The 22,196-nt window shown below is 62.2% G+C and carries 26 protein-coding genes; 12 read left to right on the plus strand and 14 right to left on the minus strand.

Annotated elements, in window-relative coordinates; translation table 11 throughout:
• Positions 1 to 60: 60 nt before the first annotated feature.
• From LLJ08_RS14755 to ttcA, 11 genes are all read right to left on the minus strand, one after another.
• Positions 61 to 825 carry an NAD-dependent deacylase gene (locus LLJ08_RS14755; protein ID WP_228207356.1) on the minus strand — a complete coding sequence of 255 codons (765 nt, stop codon included), beginning with the start codon at positions 823 to 825 and terminating at the stop codon, positions 61 to 63.
• Between the two features lie 122 nt (positions 826 to 947).
• A complete protein-coding gene (locus tag LLJ08_RS14760; RefSeq protein WP_041013435.1) occupies positions 948 to 1,244 on the minus strand; it encodes a cyd operon YbgE family protein in 297 nt (98 codons plus the stop codon).
• Entirely contained in the window at positions 1,241 to 1,345 is a 105-nt protein-coding gene (gene cydX, locus LLJ08_RS14765; protein WP_003297956.1) for a cytochrome bd-I oxidase subunit CydX, read from the minus strand. Before cydX ends, LLJ08_RS14760 begins: the two co-directional genes overlap by 4 nt.
• 45 nt (positions 1,346 to 1,390) lie before the next feature.
• Entirely contained in the window at positions 1,391 to 2,533 is a 1,143-nt protein-coding gene (gene cydB / locus LLJ08_RS14770) for a cytochrome d ubiquinol oxidase subunit II (RefSeq protein WP_014819714.1), read from the minus strand.
• Positions 2,534 to 2,545: 12 nt separating this feature from the next.
• On the minus strand, positions 2,546 to 4,159 hold the full coding sequence (locus LLJ08_RS14775) for a cytochrome ubiquinol oxidase subunit I (protein ID WP_228207357.1): 1,614 nt from the start codon (positions 4,157 to 4,159) through the stop codon (positions 2,546 to 2,548).
• The gene (cydP, locus tag LLJ08_RS14780; RefSeq protein WP_003283920.1) at positions 4,156 to 4,335 is read right to left on the minus strand and encodes a cytochrome oxidase putative small subunit CydP; all 180 of its coding nucleotides are present in this window, start codon (positions 4,333 to 4,335) and stop codon (positions 4,156 to 4,158) included. Before cydP ends, LLJ08_RS14775 begins: the two co-directional genes overlap by 4 nt.
• Before the next feature lie 322 nt (positions 4,336 to 4,657).
• On the minus strand, positions 4,658 to 5,212 hold the full coding sequence (locus tag LLJ08_RS14785) for a putative natural product biosynthesis protein (RefSeq protein ID WP_014819712.1): 555 nt from the start codon (positions 5,210 to 5,212) through the stop codon (positions 4,658 to 4,660).
• A gap of 106 nt (positions 5,213 to 5,318) precedes the next feature.
• A complete protein-coding gene (locus LLJ08_RS14790; RefSeq protein ID WP_228207358.1) occupies positions 5,319 to 5,687 on the minus strand; it encodes a DUF2946 domain-containing protein in 369 nt (122 codons plus the stop codon).
• Between the two features lie 58 nt (positions 5,688 to 5,745).
• Positions 5,746 to 6,417 (minus strand): DNA-3-methyladenine glycosylase I, encoded by a 672-nt coding sequence (locus LLJ08_RS14795; protein ID WP_228207359.1) that lies wholly within the window; start codon positions 6,415 to 6,417, stop codon positions 5,746 to 5,748.
• Between the two features lie 307 nt (positions 6,418 to 6,724).
• Positions 6,725 to 7,801 carry a 3-deoxy-7-phosphoheptulonate synthase gene (locus LLJ08_RS14800; protein WP_228207360.1) on the minus strand — a complete coding sequence of 359 codons (1,077 nt, stop codon included), beginning with the start codon at positions 7,799 to 7,801 and terminating at the stop codon, positions 6,725 to 6,727.
• 494 nt (positions 7,802 to 8,295) lie between these two features.
• Positions 8,296 to 9,120: a tRNA 2-thiocytidine(32) synthetase TtcA gene (gene ttcA / locus LLJ08_RS14805; RefSeq protein WP_125862293.1), complete on the minus strand. Its 825-nt coding sequence runs from the start codon at positions 9,118 to 9,120 to the stop codon at positions 8,296 to 8,298.
• A 134-nt stretch (positions 9,121 to 9,254) separates the two neighbouring features.
• Here ttcA and LLJ08_RS14810 point away from each other — a divergent pair, with 134 nt between their 5' ends.
• From LLJ08_RS14810 to LLJ08_RS14825, 4 genes are all read left to right on the plus strand, one after another.
• Entirely contained in the window at positions 9,255 to 9,848 is a 594-nt protein-coding gene (locus LLJ08_RS14810; RefSeq protein ID WP_228207361.1) for a DNA-J related domain-containing protein, read from the plus strand.
• A gap of 138 nt (positions 9,849 to 9,986) precedes the next feature.
• Positions 9,987 to 10,586 (plus strand): Yip1 family protein, encoded by a 600-nt coding sequence (locus tag LLJ08_RS14815; RefSeq protein ID WP_023443856.1) that lies wholly within the window; start codon positions 9,987 to 9,989, stop codon positions 10,584 to 10,586.
• Between the two features lie 176 nt (positions 10,587 to 10,762).
• Positions 10,763 to 11,464, plus strand: a complete 702-nt coding sequence (locus tag LLJ08_RS14820) for a Yip1 family protein (RefSeq protein WP_102831899.1) — start codon at positions 10,763 to 10,765, stop codon at positions 11,462 to 11,464.
• 61 nt (positions 11,465 to 11,525) lie between these two features.
• Positions 11,526 to 12,020 carry a SprT family zinc-dependent metalloprotease gene (locus LLJ08_RS14825; protein WP_044314976.1) on the plus strand — a complete coding sequence of 165 codons (495 nt, stop codon included), beginning with the start codon at positions 11,526 to 11,528 and terminating at the stop codon, positions 12,018 to 12,020.
• 12 nt (positions 12,021 to 12,032) lie between these two features.
• Here LLJ08_RS14825 and LLJ08_RS14830 read toward each other — a convergent pair whose 3' ends face one another.
• On the minus strand, positions 12,033 to 13,211 hold the full coding sequence (locus LLJ08_RS14830) for an MFS transporter (protein WP_014819703.1): 1,179 nt from the start codon (positions 13,209 to 13,211) through the stop codon (positions 12,033 to 12,035).
• Positions 13,212 to 13,403: 192 nt separating this feature from the next.
• Between LLJ08_RS14830 and napE the strand changes: the two genes are divergently transcribed.
• The 5 genes from napE to LLJ08_RS14855 all read left to right on the plus strand — a co-directional run bounded on the left by napE (position 13,404) and on the right by LLJ08_RS14855 (position 17,514).
• Complete coding sequence (napE, locus tag LLJ08_RS14835; RefSeq protein WP_014819702.1) at positions 13,404 to 13,583, plus strand: periplasmic nitrate reductase, NapE protein; 180 nt, start codon at positions 13,404 to 13,406, stop codon at positions 13,581 to 13,583.
• A 65-nt stretch (positions 13,584 to 13,648) separates the two neighbouring features.
• A complete protein-coding gene (locus LLJ08_RS14840; RefSeq protein ID WP_228207362.1) occupies positions 13,649 to 13,903 on the plus strand; it encodes a chaperone NapD in 255 nt (84 codons plus the stop codon).
• Entirely contained in the window at positions 13,903 to 16,407 is a 2,505-nt protein-coding gene (gene napA, locus LLJ08_RS14845) for a nitrate reductase catalytic subunit NapA (RefSeq protein WP_228207363.1), read from the plus strand. The genes LLJ08_RS14840 and napA overlap by 1 nt, the downstream gene beginning before the upstream one ends.
• Positions 16,408 to 16,418: 11 nt before the next feature.
• On the plus strand, positions 16,419 to 16,907 hold the full coding sequence (locus LLJ08_RS14850; protein ID WP_046619968.1) for a nitrate reductase cytochrome c-type subunit: 489 nt from the start codon (positions 16,419 to 16,421) through the stop codon (positions 16,905 to 16,907).
• A 10-nt stretch (positions 16,908 to 16,917) separates the two neighbouring features.
• Positions 16,918 to 17,514 (plus strand): cytochrome c3 family protein, encoded by a 597-nt coding sequence (locus LLJ08_RS14855; RefSeq protein WP_023443863.1) that lies wholly within the window; start codon positions 16,918 to 16,920, stop codon positions 17,512 to 17,514.
• Between the two features lie 108 nt (positions 17,515 to 17,622).
• Here the strand turns inward: LLJ08_RS14855 and dcd are convergent, their stop codons facing one another.
• Positions 17,623 to 18,189: a dCTP deaminase gene (gene dcd / locus LLJ08_RS14860; protein WP_003302346.1), complete on the minus strand. Its 567-nt coding sequence runs from the start codon at positions 18,187 to 18,189 to the stop codon at positions 17,623 to 17,625.
• A 74-nt stretch (positions 18,190 to 18,263) separates the two neighbouring features.
• Between dcd and LLJ08_RS20990 the strand changes: the two genes are divergently transcribed.
• Both LLJ08_RS20990 and LLJ08_RS14865 read left to right on the plus strand, forming a co-directional pair.
• Positions 18,264 to 18,395, plus strand: a complete 132-nt coding sequence (locus LLJ08_RS20990) for a hypothetical protein (RefSeq protein WP_256445873.1) — start codon at positions 18,264 to 18,266, stop codon at positions 18,393 to 18,395.
• 123 nt (positions 18,396 to 18,518) lie between these two features.
• The gene (locus tag LLJ08_RS14865) at positions 18,519 to 18,728 is read left to right on the plus strand and encodes a cold-shock protein (protein ID WP_003282211.1); all 210 of its coding nucleotides are present in this window, start codon (positions 18,519 to 18,521) and stop codon (positions 18,726 to 18,728) included.
• A gap of 101 nt (positions 18,729 to 18,829) precedes the next feature.
• Here the strand turns inward: LLJ08_RS14865 and apbC are convergent, their stop codons facing one another.
• Entirely contained in the window at positions 18,830 to 19,924 is a 1,095-nt protein-coding gene (apbC, locus tag LLJ08_RS14870; RefSeq protein WP_228207364.1) for an iron-sulfur cluster carrier protein ApbC, read from the minus strand.
• 174 nt (positions 19,925 to 20,098) lie between these two features.
• On the opposite strand from apbC, the gene metG reads away from it, so the two are divergent.
• Positions 20,099 to 22,141, plus strand: a complete 2,043-nt coding sequence (gene metG / locus LLJ08_RS14875) for a methionine--tRNA ligase (RefSeq protein ID WP_228207365.1) — start codon at positions 20,099 to 20,101, stop codon at positions 22,139 to 22,141.
• Positions 22,142 to 22,196: the final 55 nt, after the last annotated feature.

Below are 22,196 nucleotides of genomic sequence, written 5' to 3' on the forward strand. Positions count from 1 at the left end.
GCCGTGTCGGTGATTTCAAAGTGCCGGCGACTATGCCCTCTATCGCTTCGATGATCAAATTCAATCGGACGAAATGTGACGAACCAGCTGCGACAAAACGTCTGCGGCCCTTCCTTGCAGAAGTACGTCCGCCAGCGGACTGATTTCGGTGGCTTGCAGGTTCACCTCGACGACCGAGCCGCCGGCCTGACGCACCCGCCATACCGGCTCGAGGATGTAGCCGAAGCTCGCCGTGGTTCCAACCACCAGCACGGCGTCGAAGCCGAGCTGCACCTGTTGCTGCAATGCAGTCAGGGCGGAGTCCGGCAGCATCTCCTCGAACAGCACCACGGCAGGACGCAACACCCCGTCGCAGGTCAGGCAGCGCGGCGGCATTGGCTGATCCAGCAGCGAAGGCAGTGGACGTTCGTCGACCTTGCCGCAGCCCATGCACGACAGCGGCGACAGCTGACCGTGAATCTCGATCAAGCGATCGGGCGGACTGCCGGCTCGGCGGTGGAAGCCATCGATGTTCTGCGTGAGCACCCAGGCCCTGCGTTTGCGCCGCTGCAGCTCGGCGATGGCGAAGTGGCCGGCATTGGGCTCGGCTTGCAGGCAGGCCCGCCCGATTTCGGCCAGGTACTTCCAGCACAAGGCCGGATCACGCCGCAGCGTCGGCCCGGATAGCGCCACCTCGATCGGCAGGCCGTCTTCGGTTTCGCCGTTATAGAGGCCGCCGAGGCCACGGTAGGTGGGCAACCCGGAGTCGGCCGACAGCCCGGCCCCGGTGATGATCAGAATGCGTTCGGCGCCGCTCAGCGCCTGGGCGGCCTTGTCGATATCCATGAATGTCGCGAACCCGTTTCGGTGGCACTCCCCCGATCGAGCGGGGAACCGATGGCCGCGTCGCGACCACGGCCATCAGCCTACGAATCGCCGCGCCTGACTGCAAAGGCATTCGCCCCCGCTCAGCCCAGCTGGGCCTGGAACAGCACCGCGTAGCCCAAAGCACACAACAGCCAGGCCGGCAGCGGGCCGAGCAGCCAGCGCCAGCCCCACCATTGCGGCACGAAGCCGACGCCATGCACGAAGCCGGCGGAAATACCCCACATCACCAGCATCAGCTGCGGGTGACTGTAGCCTCCCTGCCCGTCCAGCATCGCCGCCGGATGGATCAGCAGGACCAGCGCCAGCGGCGCGGCCAGCACTAGAGAAAGTACGCGACCGAACGCGCCGTAGCAGTGCCCCTGCGCGCGACTGCTCACGGCTCGGCGTCCAGGTCCTGAGTGGCTTCCAGCCACAGCGCATTGATGATGCCGAAGCTGCTGGCCAGCAGCACGCCGAGAATCCAGGTGAAGTACCACATAGTCGTCTCTCCTTGGCGGGCGGGCACGGCGGCCCGCCCGCGCGGTCAGTACAGCCCGTGGGGGTTGGCTTCGATGGTTTTCTGGGTGAGCCGGCCCCACATGCGCACGTAGCTCCACAGCGTGTAGCAGAGGATCAGCGGCACGAAGATGCAGGCCACAACGAACATGATGCCCAGCGTCTTCTGACTTGAGACCGCATCCCAGATCGTCAGGCTCGAGGCCGGATCGAGGCTCGACGGGAAGACGAAGGGAAACAGCGCAAAGCCCGCGGTACAGATGCTGCCGACGATCATCAGACTGGTTCCGACGAAGCTCACCCCACCGCTGTTGCGGCTGGAGCCGAGCAGCGCCAGCAACGCCCCGAGGATGCCCGCGGCCGGCGCGATCAAGGTGACCGGATAGAGGCCGTAGTTGGCCAACCAGCCGATATTGTCCTGGGCCACCTGCTTGTCCAGCAGCGGATTGAGCGCGGCGCCCGGATCGCTGACCGACAGCTGGCTGAAGCCCTGAATGCCCAGCGCCAGCCAGACACCCGCCGCGACGAAGCCGAACAGGAACACCAGCACGCACAGGCGCGTGGCCTGCCGCGAGCGCTCAGCCAGCGCGCCGTCGGTGCGCAGCATCAGCCAGGCGCCACCGTGGGCGCTGAGCATGCTCAGGCTGACGATGCCGCAGAGCAGCGCGAACGGGTTGAGCAGCGCGAAGAACGAGCCCTGATAGGTCGAGCGCATCAGCTCGTCCAGCTGGAACGGCAGGCCGAGGAACAGGTTGCCGAAGGCCACGCCGAACACCAGCGCCGGCACCGCACCGCCGACGAACAACGCCCAGTCCCAGGCGCTGCGCCAGCGCGGGTCTTCCACCTTGCTGCGATAGTCGAAGCCCACCGGGCGGCAGAACAGCGCGAACAGCACCAGCAGCATCGCCCAGTACAGGCCGGAAAATGCCACCGCATAGACCATCGGCCAGGCAGCGAACAGCGCACCACCGGCGGTGATGAACCACACCTGGTTGCCATCCCAGTGTGGCGCGATGGTGTTGATCGCCACGCGTCGCTCGTTGTCGGTCTTGCCGACGAAGGGCATCAGTGCCATGGCGCCCATGTCGAAGCCATCGGTCAGGGCGAAGCCGATCAGCAACACGCCGATCAGCACCCACCAGATGAGCTTGAGCACTTCGTAATCGAACATCTCGTATCTCCCTCAGACGCTGCCAGGCTGGGAAGACAGGCCGCTCGGCTGCGCCGACGCCACCCGTGCTTCACGTACGTCCCGTTCGAAGTGATAACGACCGGTGTGCAGACTGCTCGGCCCAAGCCGTGCGAAGCGGATCATCAGGAACATCTCGATCACCAGCAGCAGGCTGTAGAAGGCCACCAGGGCGATCAGCGAGCCCCAGATATCGCCGGCCGCCAGCGTCGAGGTGGACAGATGGGTCGGCAGTACCTCGGCGATCGACCATGGCTGACGGCCATGCTCGGCGACGTACCAGCCGGTCTGCGCGGCGATCCACGGCAGCGGCAGGCTGAACAGCGCAAACTTCAGCAGCCAGGGCTTTGTCTCGGCATTGCGCTTGATCGATGCCCAGCTCGCCAGAGCAAACAGCAGCAACATCAGGAAGCCAGCGGCGACCATCACGCGGAAGGTCCAGAACAGGCTGAACACGTTGGGTATGGTGTCCAGCGCGGCGAGCTTGATCTGCTCCTCGCTGGCATCCACCACATCGGCGGTGTACTTCTTCAGCAGCAGCCCGTAGCCCAGGTCCTGCTTGACCTCATTGAACGCGGCGATGGCTTCGGCCGACTTGTCGCCGCTACGCAGCACCTGTAGGCGCTCGTAGGCGAGCATGCCGTTGCGGATGCGCAGCTCATGCTCGGCGATCAGCTGCTTGATGCCCTTTACCTCCTCGTCCAGCGAGCGCGTGGCGATCAGTCCTAGTGCGTAGGGGATCTTCACTTCGTAATCGGTGCGCATCTCCTGCTGATTGGGCAGGCCGAACAGGGTGAAGCCGGCCGGCGCCGGGTGGGTTTCCCACTCAGCCTCGATGGCGGCCAGCTTGACCTTCTGCACATCGCCAATCTCATAGCCGGACTCGTCGCCGAGGATGATCACCGAGATCGTCGACGCCAGGCCGAACACCGCGGCGATGGCGAACGAACGGCGGGCAAAGCCCAGGTCGCGCTTCTTCAATAGATAGAAGGAAGAAATCGCCAGCACGAAAATCGCCCCGGTGACATAGCCCGCGGACACGGTGTGGACGAACTTGACCTGCGCCACCGGGTTGAACAGCAGCGCGCCGAAGTCCACCAGCTCCATGCGCATGGTCTCGAAGTTGAACTCAGAGCCCACCGGGTTCTGCATCCAGCCATTAGCGATAAGGATCCAGAGCGCCGAGAGATTCGAGCCCAGCGCCACCAGCCAGGTGACCGCTAGGTGCTGCACCTTGGAGAGCCGGTCCCAGCCGAAGAAGAACAGGCCGATGAAGGTGGATTCGAGGAAGAACGCCATCAACCCCTCGATGGCCAGCGGCGCGCCGAAGATGTCGCCGACGTAGTGGCTGTAGTAGGCCCAGTTGGTACCGAACTGGAATTCCATGGTCAGTCCGGTGGTGACGCCCAGGGCGAAGTTGATGCCGAACAGCTTGCCCCAGAACTTGGTCATGTCCTGATAGACCTGCTTGCCGGTCATCACGTAGACCGATTCCATGATCGCCAGCAGGAACGCCAGCCCCAGGGTCAACGGCACGAAGAGAAAGTGATACATCGCCGTCATGGCGAACTGCAGGCGTGATAGATCGACAACGCTTTCCGAGATCATCTCGGCCCTCCCTCGGGGATCGAACCCCGCGAATCAAGCAAATGGTCGGCAACGCGCACCGAACCGTTCTCGGGAATGCTGGGGGCATCGAACCAGACGTTTTTTATGATCATGAGGATCGCGACCTTGGCCAGCACTACCAGCACGACGTCTCGCCTGAGCGATGACTTGAACATGCCTACCTCCTTGCGTGACCGCCCGAGCGCCTGGCGCTCCGGCAGCATGTTGCGATTGAAGGCCCCCTTGGGGTGGGGGCCGACATCCGGGCGCGACGCCTGGACTCAATCGCGGTACCCCGAACCACCCGTGGAAGCTGCTCTGGTTCGAGGCAGGCAAAGTGTCCGGCGCACCCCGCAAGCGGACAACTGCGACAGCCTGCCCCACCCACTCGCGGCAATCTGTGCCAGAGCGGCGCTGCGCTCCAAACAAGCAGTGACACCGGCGAGCGACACCGGGTCAGGCGCGACGCGATCGCCACGCTGCGGCGCCCTGTCGCAGTCATGGCACACGCAGCCAGCGGCGAAACCCGTTGCCGGCCGTGCTCGAGAGCGGGCTCCAGGCGAAGTCCCAGGGCGCCGGCGGCAGCTCCTCCGCCTCGGCGGCGAGCGGGCGTCCGCCCTGGCGCACCCGTGGCTTCCAGTCGAACACATGCTCGCTGTCGCCTCGCCAGCCGAGCACGATGCCGATTGCCGGGCTGTCATCGCTGGCGACCCAACGCGCTGCGGCGGCGAGCATCATGGCCTCGATATGCTCCGGCTCGACCAGCTCGCGGTAGTCGGAGGCCAGCAACCAGCGGCAGACGCCGAGGTGGAAGGTCCAGTCCAGCGCCAGCTGGCAGCCGTAGGCCCAGGTCATGAACTGGCGAAAGATCTCCAGTCCCTCTGGCGGGTCAAGCTTGAGCAGCCGCGGGCAGACATCGAACAGCGCATGCCAGTACGGCAGCAACTTGGCATCCAGATGCACGAAGCTGCGGGCGTTGCTGGGGTAGTCGGGAAAAGGCAGCCGATAGCTCACGCGGCTATCGGCGCGGGTGAATCGTTCCATCATGGTCATGGTGAAATCCCCTGAATCGACTGGGCCGTCGGAAGGCTCCGACAGGTAGCCGTCTCGTCCGCTGCTGCTGGGCGGAAGAACGGCGAATCACGTCATTCAGGAAATCTCAGGGCGCGCGCGGATTCAGTGCCGGCCAGTGGTGGCACGGGCCATGACGCTCAATCGGTGGTAGCGGATTCGCCCCTGTCGTGCGCCGCCCCAGCCAGGCCAAGGCGAACAGTGCGACGATGGCAAGGAAAACCGAACTGCACAGCGGGCAGTCGAGGGCATGCTGCGACAGGTCATGTAAATCGGAGGGAAGCGCGCCGAGGCCGGAGCCACCATCGTCGCCGGTGACGCAGAACGCGTCCTGCCCCATGGCCAGTCCGAAGCCCACATGGGTGGCGTGGTTCAGACTGCAGACAAAGGCATTGAGCAGGATGCAGGTGAAGAGCACCCATACGATCTGCGCACGCTTGTCTTTGACGATGGTCATGTTTCGACTTTACACCGCACGCCTCTGGACGGCGCTGCGCCAAACCGTCGCAGCGGCCTCAGTGGTTGACGGTGAACGCCAGCATCGCCGAGAGCTGACACAGCGGACGGCCACTCTCGCTCTGCCACTGATTGAACGCAGCCTGCACCGCAGCCTGGTCACGCTGGCTGCTGGGAACCTTGTCGACGATTTCCTGCGCCTTGAGCGCGGCTACCACGTCATTGCTGGGCACGAAGGTGTCTTTGCCGGCCATGCGCAACAGGCGCGGCGCCGACAATCCGCCGAGCTGGCTGCCGTGTCTGGTCAGGTAGCGCCACAGGCCGACGATGTCGCCGCTCGGCCAATCGGCCAGCAGGTTGCCGAAGCCGCCCTTCTCTTTCGCCACATCGAGCACGAACTGCGCGTTACGCGGCACGCTCTTGAGCTTGCCGAGATGGCGGATCAGCCGGGTGTCCTGCATCAATCGTTCGATGTGCTCACCGCCCATCAGCACGACCTTTTCCGGGTCGAAGCCGAAGAACGCCTGCTCGAACGCCGGCCACTTTGCATCCACCAGGCTGTGCTTGAGGCCGGCGCGGAAAATGCGCAGGCTGATCAGCGAGAGATAGCGATCATCGGAAACGTCGCGCAATTCATCGGCACTGCGCGGTTGCGGCAGGCGGGCCTCCAGCGCCGCGGCCGAGCCGAAGCGGTTGAGGCAGTATTCGTGCAGCCATTTGTAGTCTTGCATGGTTCAGATCCGATGGTGACGGCAGCGGCACAGGGTGCCGGTGACGAGCCGGCCTCGCAAGTCCGCCGCCATCGACGCAGCTGGGCGGCAGCGGTCAGGTGGCGTTCGCGCAGGCTGGTCTGGACGAATATTCGCGGGCAAGCCCGCTTCCGCTGTGAAGCCGGCGCAGGCCGAATGACACCGCTTGGTACGCGTCCCATTGCCCTGACGCCAGGCGCAGACGGTGGACAAGCTTCACGTTGTCCACCCTACGAGCAGAACGTCGTTTGCGTGCGAGCCGGCTCAGACGTGCAGCGGGCTCTCGGTATCAGCCGCGCAGCCGCTGCGCCGCCTGACGCAGCACCTGCTCGGTCGCCGTCCAACCCAGGCAGCCGTCGGTGATCGACACGCCGTAGCGCAGCTCGCCGGACAGCGGCTGGCAACCATCGAACAGATGGCTCTCCAGCATGACGCCACGCAGACTCATGTCGCCAGCCAGGCGCTGCTCGATCACCGACTCCAGCACCGCGGGCTGGCGCAGGGGGTCCTTGCCACTGTTGGCGTGGCTGCAATCGACCATGATGCGCGGAGCGATCCCCTGCTTTTCCAGCGCACGACGGGCAGCAGCGACACTGACCGCGTCGTAGTTGGGTGCGCCGTGGCCGCCACGCAGGACCAGATGGGTATCCGGATTACCGCGCGTCTGCAGCAGTGCCGGATGGCCGAGATCGTCGATGCCGAAGTGCTGGTGTGGATGTTCCGCTGAACGCATGGCGTCGCAAGCGATGCCCAGGCCGCCATCGGTGCCATTCTTGAAGCCCACCGGCAGGTCCAGCCCGCTGACCAGCTCGCGATGGATCTGCGACTCGCTGGTGCGCGCGCCAATCGCGGCCCAGCCCAGCAGATCGTCGAAGTACCCGGCAGCCAGCGGCTGCAGCAGTTCGGTGGCAATCGGCAGACCAGTTTCGAGAATATCCAGCATCAGGCGGCGCGACAGGTGCAGCCCCTCGGCCATGTTGCCGCTGCCGTCCAGATGCGGGTCGTAGACCAGGCCTTTCCAGCCGACGGTGGTACGCGGTTTTTCCACATAGGCGCGCATCACCAGCAGCAGCTGATCGCTGACGTCAGGTGCAAGCGCGGCGAGACGCTCGGCGTACTCGAGCGCGGCGACAGGATCGTGCAGGGAACAGGGCCCGACGACGACCAGCAGGCGCGGATCACGACTGTCGAGCACGGCGCGGATGGCGTTGCGGTCGTTATGGATGCGTGCGGCAAGGGCGTCGTTCAAGGGCAGACGCTGGCGCAATACCGCGGGGCTGGGCAGCGGCTGCGCGCTGCGGCGGGCGACGCTGGCTTCGGCGGTGGCGACGGGTTGTTGAGCAAGTACGGTGGCGGATGCATTCATGATCTGGCGGTTCCTTCTGCCGGCGCGGGTGGTCCGCGGCGGCGCTAGTCGGGTGTTCGTTCGCGTGCTTTGTGTTCGGCGTCGAAGCGGCTAAATCGCCAGTCGTAGCGGTAATAACGGTCGGTGCGGTAAGTGGTCATGGCGTGTTCCTCGTTGCGTTGGGCCATCGCGTGGCCGAAAAAACAAAAACCCCCGGTCGGGTGGCCGACCGGGGGTTCGAAAACTGTTCTGGTGGCGACCCTGCTTGCTAGGGCGCCTGTGGGGTATCAGGCGCGCCTGTGGCTAAACCAATACCCAAAGTAATAACCAGCGGCTGCAACCTGCTGCCCACGAGCGAACACGGCGCGAATGGCACCGGCATCGACAACGTTCAGGGCTACAGGGTTCAGGGACATGCTGATCTCCAGAAGATGACCGAACCATACTCTGCCGGGACTGCGGCTTTCAACCGGCACGGCAAAAAGAAAGTGGCTGGCTCGGCCGGGTGCGCCCGATTACAGGCTCATCACATCGACGAAGCGCGGCGTGGCGCTGTCATCAATACGCAGGCTCTTGAAATCGAACAGGTTGCGGTCGGCCAGCTGCGAAGGCACCACATTCTGCAGCGCGCGAAACATGATTTCGGTGCGCCCTGGCGACTTGCGCTCCCACTCCTGCAGCATTTCCTTGACCACCTGGCGCTGCAGATTTTCCTGCGAACCACAGAGGTTGCACGGGATGATCGGAAACTCCTTCATCGTCGAGTACGCCTCGATGTCCGCCTCGTTGCAGTAGGCCAGCGGGCGAATCACCACGTTGCGTCCATCGTCGGAGAGCAGCTTGGGCGGCATGGCCTTCAGCGTGCCGCCATAGAACATGTTGAGGAAGAAGGTCTCCAGGATGTCGTCGCGATGATGCCCGAGCGCCATCTTCGTCGCGCCGATCTCGTCGGCAAAGGTGTACAGCGTGCCCCGGCGCAGACGTGAGCACAGCGAGCAGGTGGTCTTGCCTTCCGGAATCTTCTCCTTCACCACCGAGTAGGTGTCCTTCTCGATGATGTGGTACTCGACGCCGATGGACTTCAGGTATTCGGGAAGGACATGCTCGGGAAAGCCGGGCTGCTTCTGGTCCATGTTCACGGCAACGATCTCGAACTTGATCGGCGCGACCTTCTGCAGATAGAGCAGCACATCGAGCATGGTGTAGCTGTCCTTGCCGCCGGACAGGCAGACCATGACCTTGTCGCCGTCCTCGATCATGTTGAAGTCGGTGACGGCCTCGCCGGCCAGGCGGCGCAGGCGCTTCTGCAGTTTGTTCTGGTTGACCGAGAGGTTGCCCATGTCAGGTGTCCGGGTGAGATGCGAAAGGCGCGCATTTTACGCGCAAAGCAAGCCTGACCGCAGCCCGTTCGCCGCCTGCTCCGATGTGAACCAGCACTGAATGAACACCCGCAGTGCTGTGCTAGTCTCGCCCGATGGACGACCTCTCCCCCGCACTGGATCTGCCAGACCACCTGCTCGTGCTGCTGCAGGAAAGACCCGAAGGCTGCAGCGAGTACGAGCTGATTCAACAGCTCAAGCGCCGGCATAGCACGCATGTGCCCAACCTGCCGCTGACAGACAAGCTGGTGCTGTTCCGCACGCACTTTCTGGTGTTCAACGCGCTTTATCTGCTGCGCGACCGACTCTGGGCCGAGGGCAGCGGCCATCTGCAGATCAGCCCCTTGCACGTTCAGTTGCTGCCATATGCCGGCGCCAACGCCGGCCTCGCCGAGCAGGATGCCCTGCGCGCGTATTACCTGGATCTCTCCAACCTGCGGGATACCTACGAAGACGATGTCGAACGTCTTCTGGCGAGCTTCTGGACGCGCATGCAGGGCAGCGACGAGAAGCGGGCCGCTCTCGAACTATTCGAACTGGACCGCGCCTCACAGCCCCTCACCCTAGAGCTGATCAAGCGCCGCTACCGTCAGCTGGTCGGCCTGCACCATCCGGATCGAGGTGGCAGTACGCAGCGCCTGCAGTCAATCAATCTGGCGATGGAAATACTCGAGCGCTATTACCGCTGACGGCATAGCTTCGAAACGCTCTAACCCCGCTGATGCATTGCCGATTGGCATTTCTATACTGCGACGTAAGGTCGCACGCGCCGTCCTCGATGACGACCGCCAGGCGAGGCGACCTCCATAAACTGAGGAGACGCTGGCATGATCAATCACGTTTGGGGTTTGTTCACCCACCCCGGTCAGGAGTGGAATGAAATCCGCGGCGAGGAAGAAACCGTCAGCCACATGTACCTCACGCATGTGCTGCTGCTCGCCGCGATACCGGCGGTATCGGCCTACATCGGCGCGACCCAGGTGGGCTGGAGCATCGGCGGTGGAGAGCCGGTCAAACTGACCCAGGCCAGTTGCATGCAGCTGGCGATACTTTCCTACTTCGCCATGCTGGCCGGCGTCGCCGTGATGGGCGGCTTCATTCACTGGATGGCACGTACCTACGACGCTACCCCAACCCTTACCCAATGCATCGTTTTCGCCGCCTATACCGCAACGCCGCTGTTCATCGGCGGGCTGGCGGGTCTCTATCCGCACCTCTGGCTCGGCATGCTGGTGGGGACCGCGGCAGTCTGCTACACGGCCTATCTGCTCTACGTGGGGCTGCCCAAGTTCATGAACATCCACGAAGACGAGGGATTCATGTTCTCCAGTTCGGTACTTGCAGTCGGCCTCGTAGTGCTGGTCGCGATCATCGCCCTGTCGGTCATAACCTGGGGCATGGGCATCGGTCCGGTCTACGTCCGTTAACCCAATCCTCACCTCAAAAGGCCGCCTGTTGGCGGCCTTTTCGTATGCCCGTGCATCATCCCACGACGAATCGTCTGGACCGATAAGGGAAACCCTCACCGCATCTGCCGTTCTAAAGCGATAACGCCGCTGCAACAGCACTCCTGAGCGGCCCTCAAGGCAGACGGAGACTCGGTATGATCCCGCACTTTGTAACATTGCTCACCCGCCCGGATCGGGCGTGGGCGGACATTCGCCGCGACGAAGAAAAGAACAGCTCCAACTACCTTGTCCATCTGCTGCTCTGGGCATTGCTGCCAGCGGTTTGCATGTTCATCGGCACGCGCTATGTGGGTTGGAGCCTGGTCGAAGCCGAACGGATCTGGCTCGATACCCGCAGTGCCTTCCAGCTCAGCGCGCTGATCTACATCACCATCGTCGCCGGCACCTTCATCATGGGGTTCTTCCTGCGCTGGATGTCGCGCTCCTTCGATGCACGCCCGACTTTCAATCAATGCGTGGGCTTCATCGCCTATGTCATTACACCTTTCTTCCTGGCCGGACTGGGTGCGCTCTACCCGTCGCGCTGGCTGGCCATCCTGGTTCTGGTGGCGGCCGGGGCGTACTCGACCTATCTGCTGTTCGTCGGCCTGCCGACGTTCATGCGCATCAGTAACCGCAACACCTTTCTTTACGGCGCCTGCACCTGGGGCGTCGGTCTGCTGGTGCTGGTGAACCTGAAGGTGCCGATGATCCTATTCTGGATGCTCGCACTCGACCCGACCTACGAGCGCGATACCCCACAGAACCAGAGCTATGGCTTCGAGGAGAATCGCCCGCAGGAAGAACCGGGCGGTTTGGAAAACGAACGGCGCTTCAACGAACGGCCGAACGAGTGACCAACGAAGCTGTTCGGCCAGAATCGGTTTGGCATAATGCGGCGCTTGCAGGAGTACCCCAATGCCCGAGCGCCTCAATGCCCGTGTCGAAGCCTGTTACGAGCTGGCCGAGCAGTTTTTCAAGCGACGCTTCACCCGCCCCCAGATAAGCCTCAAGCTGCGCGGGCAGAAAGCTGGTGTAGCGCATTTGCAGGAAAATCTCCTGCGCTTCAATGAGCAGCTATATAGGGAAAACACCGAGCACTTTCTGCGCCAGACCGTCGCCCATGAGGTCGCGCACCTGATCGCCCATCAGATGTTTGGCTCACGGATCCAGCCTCACGGCGAGGAATGGCAGCTGATCATGCGTGGCGTGTACGAGCTGCCGCCGGATCGCTGCCACACCTATGCGATTCGTCGCCGGTCCGTTACCCGTTATGTCTATCGCTGCAGCTGCGTGGATCAGGATTTCGCTTTCACGCCCCAACGCCATGCGTTGGTGGCGAAGGGGCGCCGTTATTACTGCCGTCGCTGCAAGACCACCCTCGCCTTCAGCGGCGAGCAACGCATCGAATAACGCCAGCGCCTGCTAGAGCGCCCTCGCCCGCCAACCGGCAATGACGAACAACGCCGCCAGCAACGCCATCAACGGCAACCAGCCCGCGTGATCCCAGACATAACCGGCGCCATAGCCAACCACACTCGATCCCAGATAGTAGGCACACAGGTACAGCGCCGATGCCTGCGCTCGAGCACCCTTGGCATGGCTGCCGACCTGCCCGCTGGCCACGGCATGCGCGGCGAAGAAGCCGAGGGTGAACAATCCGAGACCGAGCACGATGCTGACCAGCCACGACGTCGCGCATAGTCCCACACCAATCAGCATCAGAGCGACCCCACCGCGCAGCACCTGCCGCGCACCGAAGCGCGGCACCAGACGCCCGGCCCAGCCGGCGCTGAAAATCCCCCCGAGATAGACGACGAACAGCAGGCCGATGAGCGTCGAGGACAAGCCGAACGGCTCGCCTGCCAGGCGGAAGCCAATGTAGTTGAACAGCGCGACGAAGCCGCCCATCAGCAGAAAGCCCTGCAGGAACAGTCCACGTAGCACCGGATTGCCCAGATGCAGCCGGAAGTTCGTCAGCAGAATGCGCAGCGAGAGCGGTTGCGCCGTGAAATGTCGCGACGGCGGCAACAGCCAGACGAACGCCACCAACGCCAGCAGTCCCAGCGAGGCAATGCCACCGAGCGCCAGCTGCCAGCCACCCAGGTCACTCAGCAGGCCCGAAAGCAGACGCCCGAGCATCCCACCCAGCGCCGTGCCGCCGATATACAGGCCCATTGCGGCAGGCAGCGACTCGGGCTCGAACTCCTCGCCGACGTAAGCCATCGCCAGTGCCGGCAATCCACTGAGTGCCAGCCCGAGTAGCGCGCGCAGCGCCAGCAATAGTTGCCAGGAATCGACCAGTACGCTGGCCAGCCCGAGCAGGCTGGCCAGACCAAGCGCCGCGGCCATCACCGGCTTGCGCCCCCAGCTTTCGGCAAGCGCACCCGAGATCAGCAGACAGACGGCGAGCGACAGCGTCGTCAGCGACAACGCCAGACTGCTGCTGGCAGCCGATACGGAGAAATGCGCGGCGAGCATGGGCAGCAACGGCTGAATGCAATACAGCAATGCGAACGTGGCGAAGCCAGCGCAGAAGAGTGCAAACGTGGCGCGCCGGTAGGCTGGCGTGCCTCTTGAGAGGTGTGCGTGTTCAGCGATCATCGGCGCCCTCGTCTCATGCGCTGACCTGAGAAAAAGCCGCGCAGGCTAGCACGGCTGTTCGCTCTGCCGCTTGCCGGACAGAAAAGCGGTCCGCTGATCGGCCTAACCCCAAGCCACCGCAAAGAACCGAAACGAATATTGCCCTATGCTGGTCTGTGACTAGACTCCCTATATGCCAGTCGGAGTAGAACAATGACAGTAACGCCGAATGACACCCGCCCCGCGGATACCTCGATCAAGCGGGACGAAACCCGCCTCTTCATATTCCTGATCGTCTTCCTGTTTCCCATCCTCAGCGTCGCGCTGGTCAGTGGTTACGGTTTCATCGTCTGGATCGTGCAGATGATCTTCGGGCCGCCAGGTCCGGCTTAAGCCGCTCCTGCCGATCTAATCGGGCCTGCGCCCTGCTGCCAACGGAAACGGAAACGGAATCACTGATGGGACACCCTCTGCATATCGCCAGCCTGCTGGTGCACTGCCGCCCCGAATGGCTGGCCGCGGTAAAAGCCAACCTGCAACTGTTACCCGGCCTGGAAATGCACCAGGAGAATGCCAGCGGCAAGCTGGTGGTGGTGCTGGAAGCCGAGCACGAATCACGCATCCTTGCCTCGATCGACCATATCCAGCAATTGCCCGGCGTGCTCAATGCCGCATTGATCTATCACGAAGAACTCCTCGAAGGAGACGTCTGATGAGCCTTACCCGACGCCAATTCGCCAAAGCCAACGCTGCGGCCATCGCCGCAACCGTGGCCGGCATGCCGATCGCTTCTAGCGCAAGCAACCTGATTACCGAAGCGGACGCCACCAATCTGAAATGGGACAAGGCCCCTTGCCGCTTCTGCGGCACCGGCTGCGGCGTCATGGTGGCGACTCGAGAGGGCCGCGTCGTCGCCACCCATGGCGACGTCAAGGCGGAAGTGAACCGCGGCATCAACTGCGTCAAGGGCTACTTCCTGTCGAAGATCATGTACGGCTCGGATCGCCTGACCCAACCGCTGCTACGGATGAAGGACGGTAAGTTCGACAAACAGGGCGAGTTCCAGCCCGTCAGCTGGGAACAGGCCTTCGACATCATGGAGGAAAAGTACAAGGCGGCGCTCAAGCAGGGTGGCCCGGAAGCCATCGGCATGTTCGGCTCGGGGCAGTGGACGATCTGGGAAGGCTACGCGGCGAACAAGTTGATGAAGGCCGGTTTCCGCTCGAACAACATCGACCCCAATGCACGTCACTGCATGGCCTCGGCAGCGTTCGGCTTCATGCGCACCTTTGGCATGGACGAACCCATGGGCTGCTACGAGGACATCGAAGCGGCCGACGCGTTTGTGCTCTGGGGCTCGAACATGGCGGAGATGCACCCGGTGCTCTGGACCCGCGTGACGGATCGTCGCCTCAGCGCGCCGCACGTCAAGGTGGCGGTCATGTCGACGTTCGAGCATCGCAGCTTCGAGCTGGCCGACATCCCGATGATCTTCAATCCGCAGACCGACCTGGTCATCCTCAACTACATCGCCAACCACATCATCCAGAGCGGTGCGGTGAACAAGGACTTCGTCGAGAAGCACACCAAGTTCGCCAAGGGCGCGACCAACATCGGCTACGGCCTGCGACCGACCGACCCGCGGGAGCTCAAGGCAGAGAACGCGGCGGTGGCCAATACCTGGAGCGATATCAGCTTCGAGGACTACGCCGAGTTCCTGAAAACCTACACCCTGGAATACGCCACCAAGGAATCCGGCGTTCCGGCCGAGCGACTGCAGGCGCTTGCCGAGCTCTATGCCGACCCGAAGGTCAAGGTGATGTCGTTCTGGACCATGGGCTTCAACCAGCACACCCGCGGTGTCTGGGCGAACAACATGATCTACAACATCCACCTGCTCACCGGAAAGATAAGCGAGCCGGGTAACAGCCCGTTCTCCCTGACCGGACAGCCGTCCGCCTGTGGCACGGCCCGGGAAGTCGGCACCTTCTCCCACCGCCTACCGGCGGACATGGCAGTCGCCAATCCAAAGCATCGGGCCATCACCGAAAAAATCTGGAAGCTGCCCGAAGGCACCATTCAGGAAAAGCCGGGCTTTCATGCCGTCGAGCAGAGCCGCAAGCTCAAGGACGGGGTACTGAAGGTCTACTGGACGCAGGTGACCAACAATATGCAGGCCGGCCCCAACGTCATGCAGGAGATCCTGCCGGGCTGGCGCAATCCGGATACATTCATCATCGTCTCGGACGTCTACCCCACCGTTTCAGCCCAGGCGGCCGACCTCATCCTGCCCAGCGCAATGTGGGTGGAGAAGGAAGGCGCCTACGGTAACGCCGAGCGACGCACCCAGTTCTGGCACCAGCTGGTCAAAGCACCTGGCGATGCACGCTCGGACCTCTGGCAGCTGGTCGAGTTTTCCAAGCGCTTCAACGTCGACGAGGTATGGCCGGCCGACCTGCTGAGCAAGTCACCGGAACTCAAGGGCAAGACCCTGTACGACGTACTGTTCAAGAATGGTCAGGTCGATCGCTTCCCCAACGAGGAAATTGCCGAGGGCTATTTAAATCAGGAGGCCGAGGCATTCGGCTTCTATCTACAGAAGGGTCTGTTCGAGGAATACGCCGAATTCGGTCGCGGTCATGGACACGATCTGGCGCCCTTCGACACCTACCACGAAACCCGCGGTTTACGCTGGCCGGTGGTGGATGGCAAGGAAACCCAGTGGCGCTACCGCGAGGGCTACGACCCTTATGTCAAAGCCGGCAGCGATGTGCAGTTCTACGGCTACGGCGACAAGAAGGCGATCATCTTCGCCCTGCCCTACGACGTGCCTGCCGAAGTCCCGGACGAGGATTACCCCTTCTGGCTCAGTACCGGACGGGTGCTCGAGCACTGGCACACCGGAAGCATGACGCAGCGGGTCGATGAGCTGCACAAGGCCGTGCCCGACGCACTCGTCTACATGCATCCGGAGGACGCCCGCAAGCTCAACGCGCGCCGTGGCAGCGTGGTGAAAGTCATCAGCAGGCGCGGTGAGATGCAGGCACGGGTGGAGACACGGGGGCGCAACAAGCCGCCGATGGGGTTGATCTTCGTGCCGTTCTTCGACGCCAACAAGCTGATCAACAAAGTCACCCTCGACGCCACCGACCCGATCTCCAAGCAGACCGATTACAAGAAATGCGCCGTGAAGATCGAAGTGGTCAGCATCGCCTGAGGAGAACCGCCATGAAATTTCGCCTACTGCCGCTGACCCTGCTCGCGGTATTCGGACTGGCCATAGCCGCCGAAACCAACTACCCCCTGGACGCACCAGCCCCGGACGGTCGCCGTCCGGGCGGGACCATTACCCAGGAATTCACCCCGCCAAAACTGCACGACGAGGAAAACAAGGATGCGCGGCGCGAGCGCAACTATCCGGAGCAGCCACCGACCATTCCTCACAGCATCCGCGGCTATCACGTCGACAAGAACGCCAACAAATGCCTGACCTGCCATAGCCGAGCCAACAGTGCACGCGCCCAGGCGCCGATGATCAGCATCACCCACTACACCGACCGTGATCATCAGACCCTCGCCGCAGTCGCGCCGCGACGGTACTTCTGCACGCAGTGTCATGTGCCGCAGCACGATGTGGAGCCGCTGGTGGAAAACACCTTCAAGAACATCGACGAACTGCTGTACCGGGAAACCTCGCCATCCACCAACGGAAACTGAGGGGGCCTGGATGAAGTCGATCAAGTCGTTTTTCAAACGCTACTGGGCCGTTCTGCGCAGACCCAGCGTCCACTACAGCCTGGGGGCACTGACCCTCGGCGGGTTCATCGCCGGGATCATTTTCTGGGGTGGCTTCAACACCGCCCTTGAAGCCACCAACACGGAGGCGTTCTGCATTTCATGCCACGAGATGGAAGACAACGTGTACATGGAAATCAAGGACACCATCCACTACAGCAACCGTTCCGGCGTCCGCGCCACCTGCCCCGATTGTCATGTGCCGCACAAGTGGACCGACAAGATCGCGCGCAAGATGCAGGCGTCCAAGGAGGTCTGGGGCACGATTTTCGGCACCATCAACACGCGCGAGAAATTCCTCGACAAGCGCCGTGAACTGGCCGAACACGAGTGGGCGCGACTTAAAGCCAACGACTCGCTCGAGTGCCGCAACTGTCACGACTTCGGCTACATGGACTTCACCCGCCAAGGCAAACGGGCATCGGAGTTCCATTCCACCGCCCTGGCCAGCGGCGAGGCAACCTGTATCGACTGTCACAAGGGCATCGCGCACAAGCTGCCGGACATGAGAGGCGTACCGGGCTGGTAAGGGTAAATAGTGCTTGGCAGGTTTACCGGCCAAGCACTCGCAGGCTCCACCGATGCAAAAAAAAAGCCCTGACCATTGGTCAGGGCTTTTTCGTATTGCTCTTTGCCATCAGGCCTTGGGCAGCGTCACGCCGCGCTGGCCCTGGTACTTGCCGCCGCGGTCACGGTAGGACACTTCGCACTCTTCGTCGGACTCGAGGAACAGCATCTGCGCAACCCCCTCGTTCGCGTAGATCTTGGCCGGCAGCGTCGTGGTGTTGGAGAACTCCAGGGTCACATGCCCTTCCCACTCCGGTTCCAGCGGCGTCACGTTAACGATGATGCCGCAGCGCGCGTAGGTGCTCTTGCCCAGGCAGATGGTCAGCACGTTGCGCGGGATGCGGAAGTACTCGACCGTGCGCGCCAGGGCGAAGGAGTTAGGCGGAATGATGCAGACGTCGCTCTTTATGTCGACGAAGCTCTTCTCGTCGAAATTCTTCGGATCGACCGTCGCCGAGTTGATGTTGGTAAACACCTTGAATTCATCGGCGCAGCGCACGTCGTAGCCATAGCTGGAGACGCCATAGGAAATCAGCCGATCGTTACCCTCGGTGCGCACCTGGCGCTCGACGAAGGGTTCGATCATGCCGTGTTCCTGGGCCATGCGGCGAATCCACTTGTCCGATTTGATGCTCATGGCTGGCGTCCTGATTAGATGAAATGGGCGTGCGAAGACGCGCATCTTACCGAGCCTCGTGCGCGTGTAAAAGCATGGCCGCGATGCGCGCCGCAGAGCAGGTCACACCTCAACCGCGCCGCTCGGAGAAGAAATCCAAAATAAAGCTCGCTTTGCTCCAGAAAAAAGGTATTGTTACTGGGCTGCTGCTGCATGTGTCACCGTGAATCGCTACATGTTTAGATTTCGATCCAAATATCGATACGACTCCTATCTCCTTGCACACAGTGATGTTCGGACCTTTTCAGTCCGCACTTTATTTTTCAAAACTTGGTTCAAGGAGACATCAAATGTCCAATCGCCAAACCGGTACCGTTAAGTGGTTCAACGATGAGAAAGGCTTCGGCTTCATCACTCCGCAATCCGGTGACGACCTCTTCGTACACTTCCGCGCCATCCAGGGCGACGGTTTCAAGAGCCTGAAAGAAGGCCAGCAAGTTTCCTTCGTCGCTACCCGCGGCCAGAAGGGCATGCAAGCTGAGGAAGTTCAGGTTATCTAACCTGAGTCTTCTCTGAAAAAGCCTCGCTTCGGCGGGGCTTTTTTGTGCCTGCAATTTATCGCCGGGCGCGGGCGGTGACGCATGCGTCACCGCCGCTAGGCTCAGTCCTCGGAAATGACGATCTTCGGCATCGACTGCGCGATGATTTGCCCACTCTGGGCGATACGGGCACCGACGGTACGCGCCACCTCTTGGTAAATCATCGCGATCTGGCTTTCCGGATCAGCGATCACGGTCGGCTTGCCCGCATCCACCTGACTGCGAATCGCCATCGACAAAGGTAGCGATGCCAGCAGATCGACGTTGTACTGCGCCGCCAGCTTCTCGCCACCACCCTCGCCGAACAGATGCTCCGCATGGCCGCAGCTCGAGCAGATATGGATGGCCATGTTCTCCACCACACCGAGCACTGGAATGTTCACCTTGCGGAACATCTCAACTCCCTTCTTGGCGTCGAGCAACGCCAGATCCTGCGGCGTGGTCACGATGACCGCCCCCGTCACCGGCACTTTCTGCGCCAGCGTCAGCTGGATATCGCCCGTCCCCGGCGGCATATCCACCACCAGATAATCGAGATCGTTCCAGGCGGTCTGAGTGATCAACTGCAACAGCGCACCGGAAACCATCGGCCCGCGCCAGACCATCGGCGTCTTGTCATCGGACAGGAACGCCATGGACATGACCTGCACCCCGTGGGCCTCTAGAGGGATGAACGCCTTGCCATCGCGAATCTCCGGGCGCGTGCCTTCTGCGATACCGAACATGATGCCCTGGCTCGGGCCATAGATGTCGGCATCCAGCACGCCCACCCGTGCACCTTCGCGCGCCAAGGCCAGAGCCAGATTGGCGGCTGTGGTCGACTTGCCCACCCCGCCCTTACCGGATGCCACGGCGATGATGTTCTTCACATTGGAAAGCGCCGGCACCTGATCCTGCGCCTTGTGCGGACGCACGACGCAATCGACCTGGACATCGGCGCGACTGACGCCATCCAGATGCTCGATAGCCATCGCCAGCATCTGTGCCCAGCCACTGCGAAACAGCGCAGCGGCGTAGCCCAACTCAAGCTGCACGCTGACCCTATCACCCTGCACCTCGATCGAACGCACGCAGCCGGCGCTCACCGGATCCTGATTCAAATGGGGATCGGTGTACTGGCGCAGGACGGTTTCCACAGCTTCGCGAGTGACGGACATGGTTACTCCTAGAAAGACCGAGCAAATCAGACAGGCATCTTACCCCGCACGCCACTTCCGAGCCCAACACCAACCGGCACTGTCGAAGCCGGGGATGGGCAGCGCGGGTGAAAAATACGCGCCGGGCCTTTATAGTTGCAGACTTTCTTTCGCAATTCCGACTGCAGATTTCCCATGTCCGAAGCTCGCCAGATTCTCGTTACCAGCGCACTGCCCTACGCCAACGGTTCGATCCACCTCGGCCATATGCTCGAGTACATCCAGACGGACATGTGGGTGCGCTTCCAGAAGCTGCGCGGCAATCAGTGCATTTATGTCTGCGCCGACGACGCCCACGGCTCGGCAATCATGCTGCGTGCCGAGAAAGAAGGCATCACGCCCGAGCAATTGATCGCCAACGTGCAGGCCGAACACGGCAGTGATTTCGCCGACTTCCTGGTGGACTTCGACAACTTCCACTCCACCCATTCGGAAGAGAACCGCAAGCTTGCCGAGCTGATCTACACACGCCTGCGCGACGCCGGCCACATCGCAACCCGCTCGGTGACCCAGTATTTTGACCCCGAGAAGGGCATGTTCCTCGCCGACCGCTTCATCAAGGGCACCTGCCCGAAGTGCGCGGCCGAGGACCAGTACGGCGACAACTGCGAGAAGTGTGGCGCCACCTACGAGCCGACCGAACTGAAAGATCCGCGTTCGGCGATCTCCGGCGCCACGCCAGTGCTGAAGGACTCCAAGCACTTCTTCTTCAAGCTGCCGGACTTCGAGGCCATGCTCAAGCAATGGACCCGCGGCGGTGCGCTGCAGGAGTCGGTTGCCAATAAGATCGCCGAATGGCTCGACGGAGGGTTACAGGAGTGGGACATCTCGCGTGACGCGCCCTACTTCGGCTTCGAAATTCCGGGCGAACCGAGCAAGTATTTCTACGTCTGGCTGGACGCGCCGATCGGCTACATGGCCAGCTTCGAGAACCTGTGCAAGCGCCGCCCGGAGCTGAGCTTCGACACGTTCTGGAGCAAGGACTCGACCGCCGAGCTGTACCACTTCATCGGCAAGGACATCATCAACTTCCACACCCTATTCTGGCCGGCTATGCTCGAAGGCGCCGGTTTCCGCAAGCCGACCGCGGTCAACGTGCACGGCTACCTGACGGTGAACGGACAGAAGATGTCCAAGTCGCGCGGCACCTTTATCAAGGCGCGCACATATCTCGATCATCTGAACCCGGAATACCTGCGTTACTACTACGCGTCGAAGCTGGGCCGCGGCGTGGACGACCTCGATCTGAACCTCGAAGACTTCATCCAGAAGGTCAACTCCGACTTGGTTGGCAAGGTCGTCAACATCGCCAGCCGCTGCGCGGGCTTCGTCCACAAAGGCAACGGCAGTGTGATGGTCGACGCCAACCCTGAACCGGAACTGTGGGCAGCCTTCCAAGCCGCCGCCCCGAGCATCGCCGAGGCTTACGAGGCACGCGACTTCGCCCGTGCCATGCGCGAAATCATGGCGCTCGCTGACCGTGCCAACGCCTGGATTGCCGATAAGGCGCCATGGGCGCTGAACAAGGTTGAAGGCAAGCAGGCCGAGATACAGGAAATCTGTGCACTAGGCATCAACCTGTTCCGCCAGCTGGTGATTTTTCTCAAGCCGGTGCTGCCGAACCTCGCCGCGGCTGCCGAGCAGTTCCTCAATGTTGAGCCGCTCACCTGGAACGATCATGCGACGCTGCTGGCCAACCACCAGCTCAATGCTTTCACTCCGCTAATGACCCGCATTGAACCCGCGAAGATCGAAGCCATGATCGAAGCATCCAAAGAAGACCTCGCCTCCAGCGAAGCCGCAGCTGCCCCGGCGGGCAATGGCGAACTGACCAAGCAGCCGATCGCCGCGGAAATCAACTTCGATGCCTTTGCCGCGGTCGATCTGCGCATTGCCCTGATCGAGAAGGCCGAGTTCGTCGAAGGCGCCGACAAGCTGCTACGTCTGACCCTGGACATCGGCGATGCCAAGCGCAACGTTTTCTCCGGCATCAAGAGCGCCTACCCGGACCCAAGCAAGCTGGAAGGTCGTCTGACCCTGTATGTCGCTAACCTGGCGCCGCGCAAGATGAAGTTCGGCGTTTCGGAAGGTATGGTCCTCGCGGCTGGCCCCGGCGGTAGCGAAATCTACCTGCTGAGCCCCGACAACGGCGCCAAGCCGGGCCAGCGCGTCATGTAAACCGGCGTTCGCGTGCCGGCCTCTCGAGCGGCACGCGAAACCCGGCGTTAACGGA

The organism is Stutzerimonas chloritidismutans (assembly GCF_020783375.1).
Lineage (GTDB): Bacteria > Pseudomonadota > Gammaproteobacteria > Pseudomonadales > Pseudomonadaceae > Stutzerimonas > Stutzerimonas kunmingensis.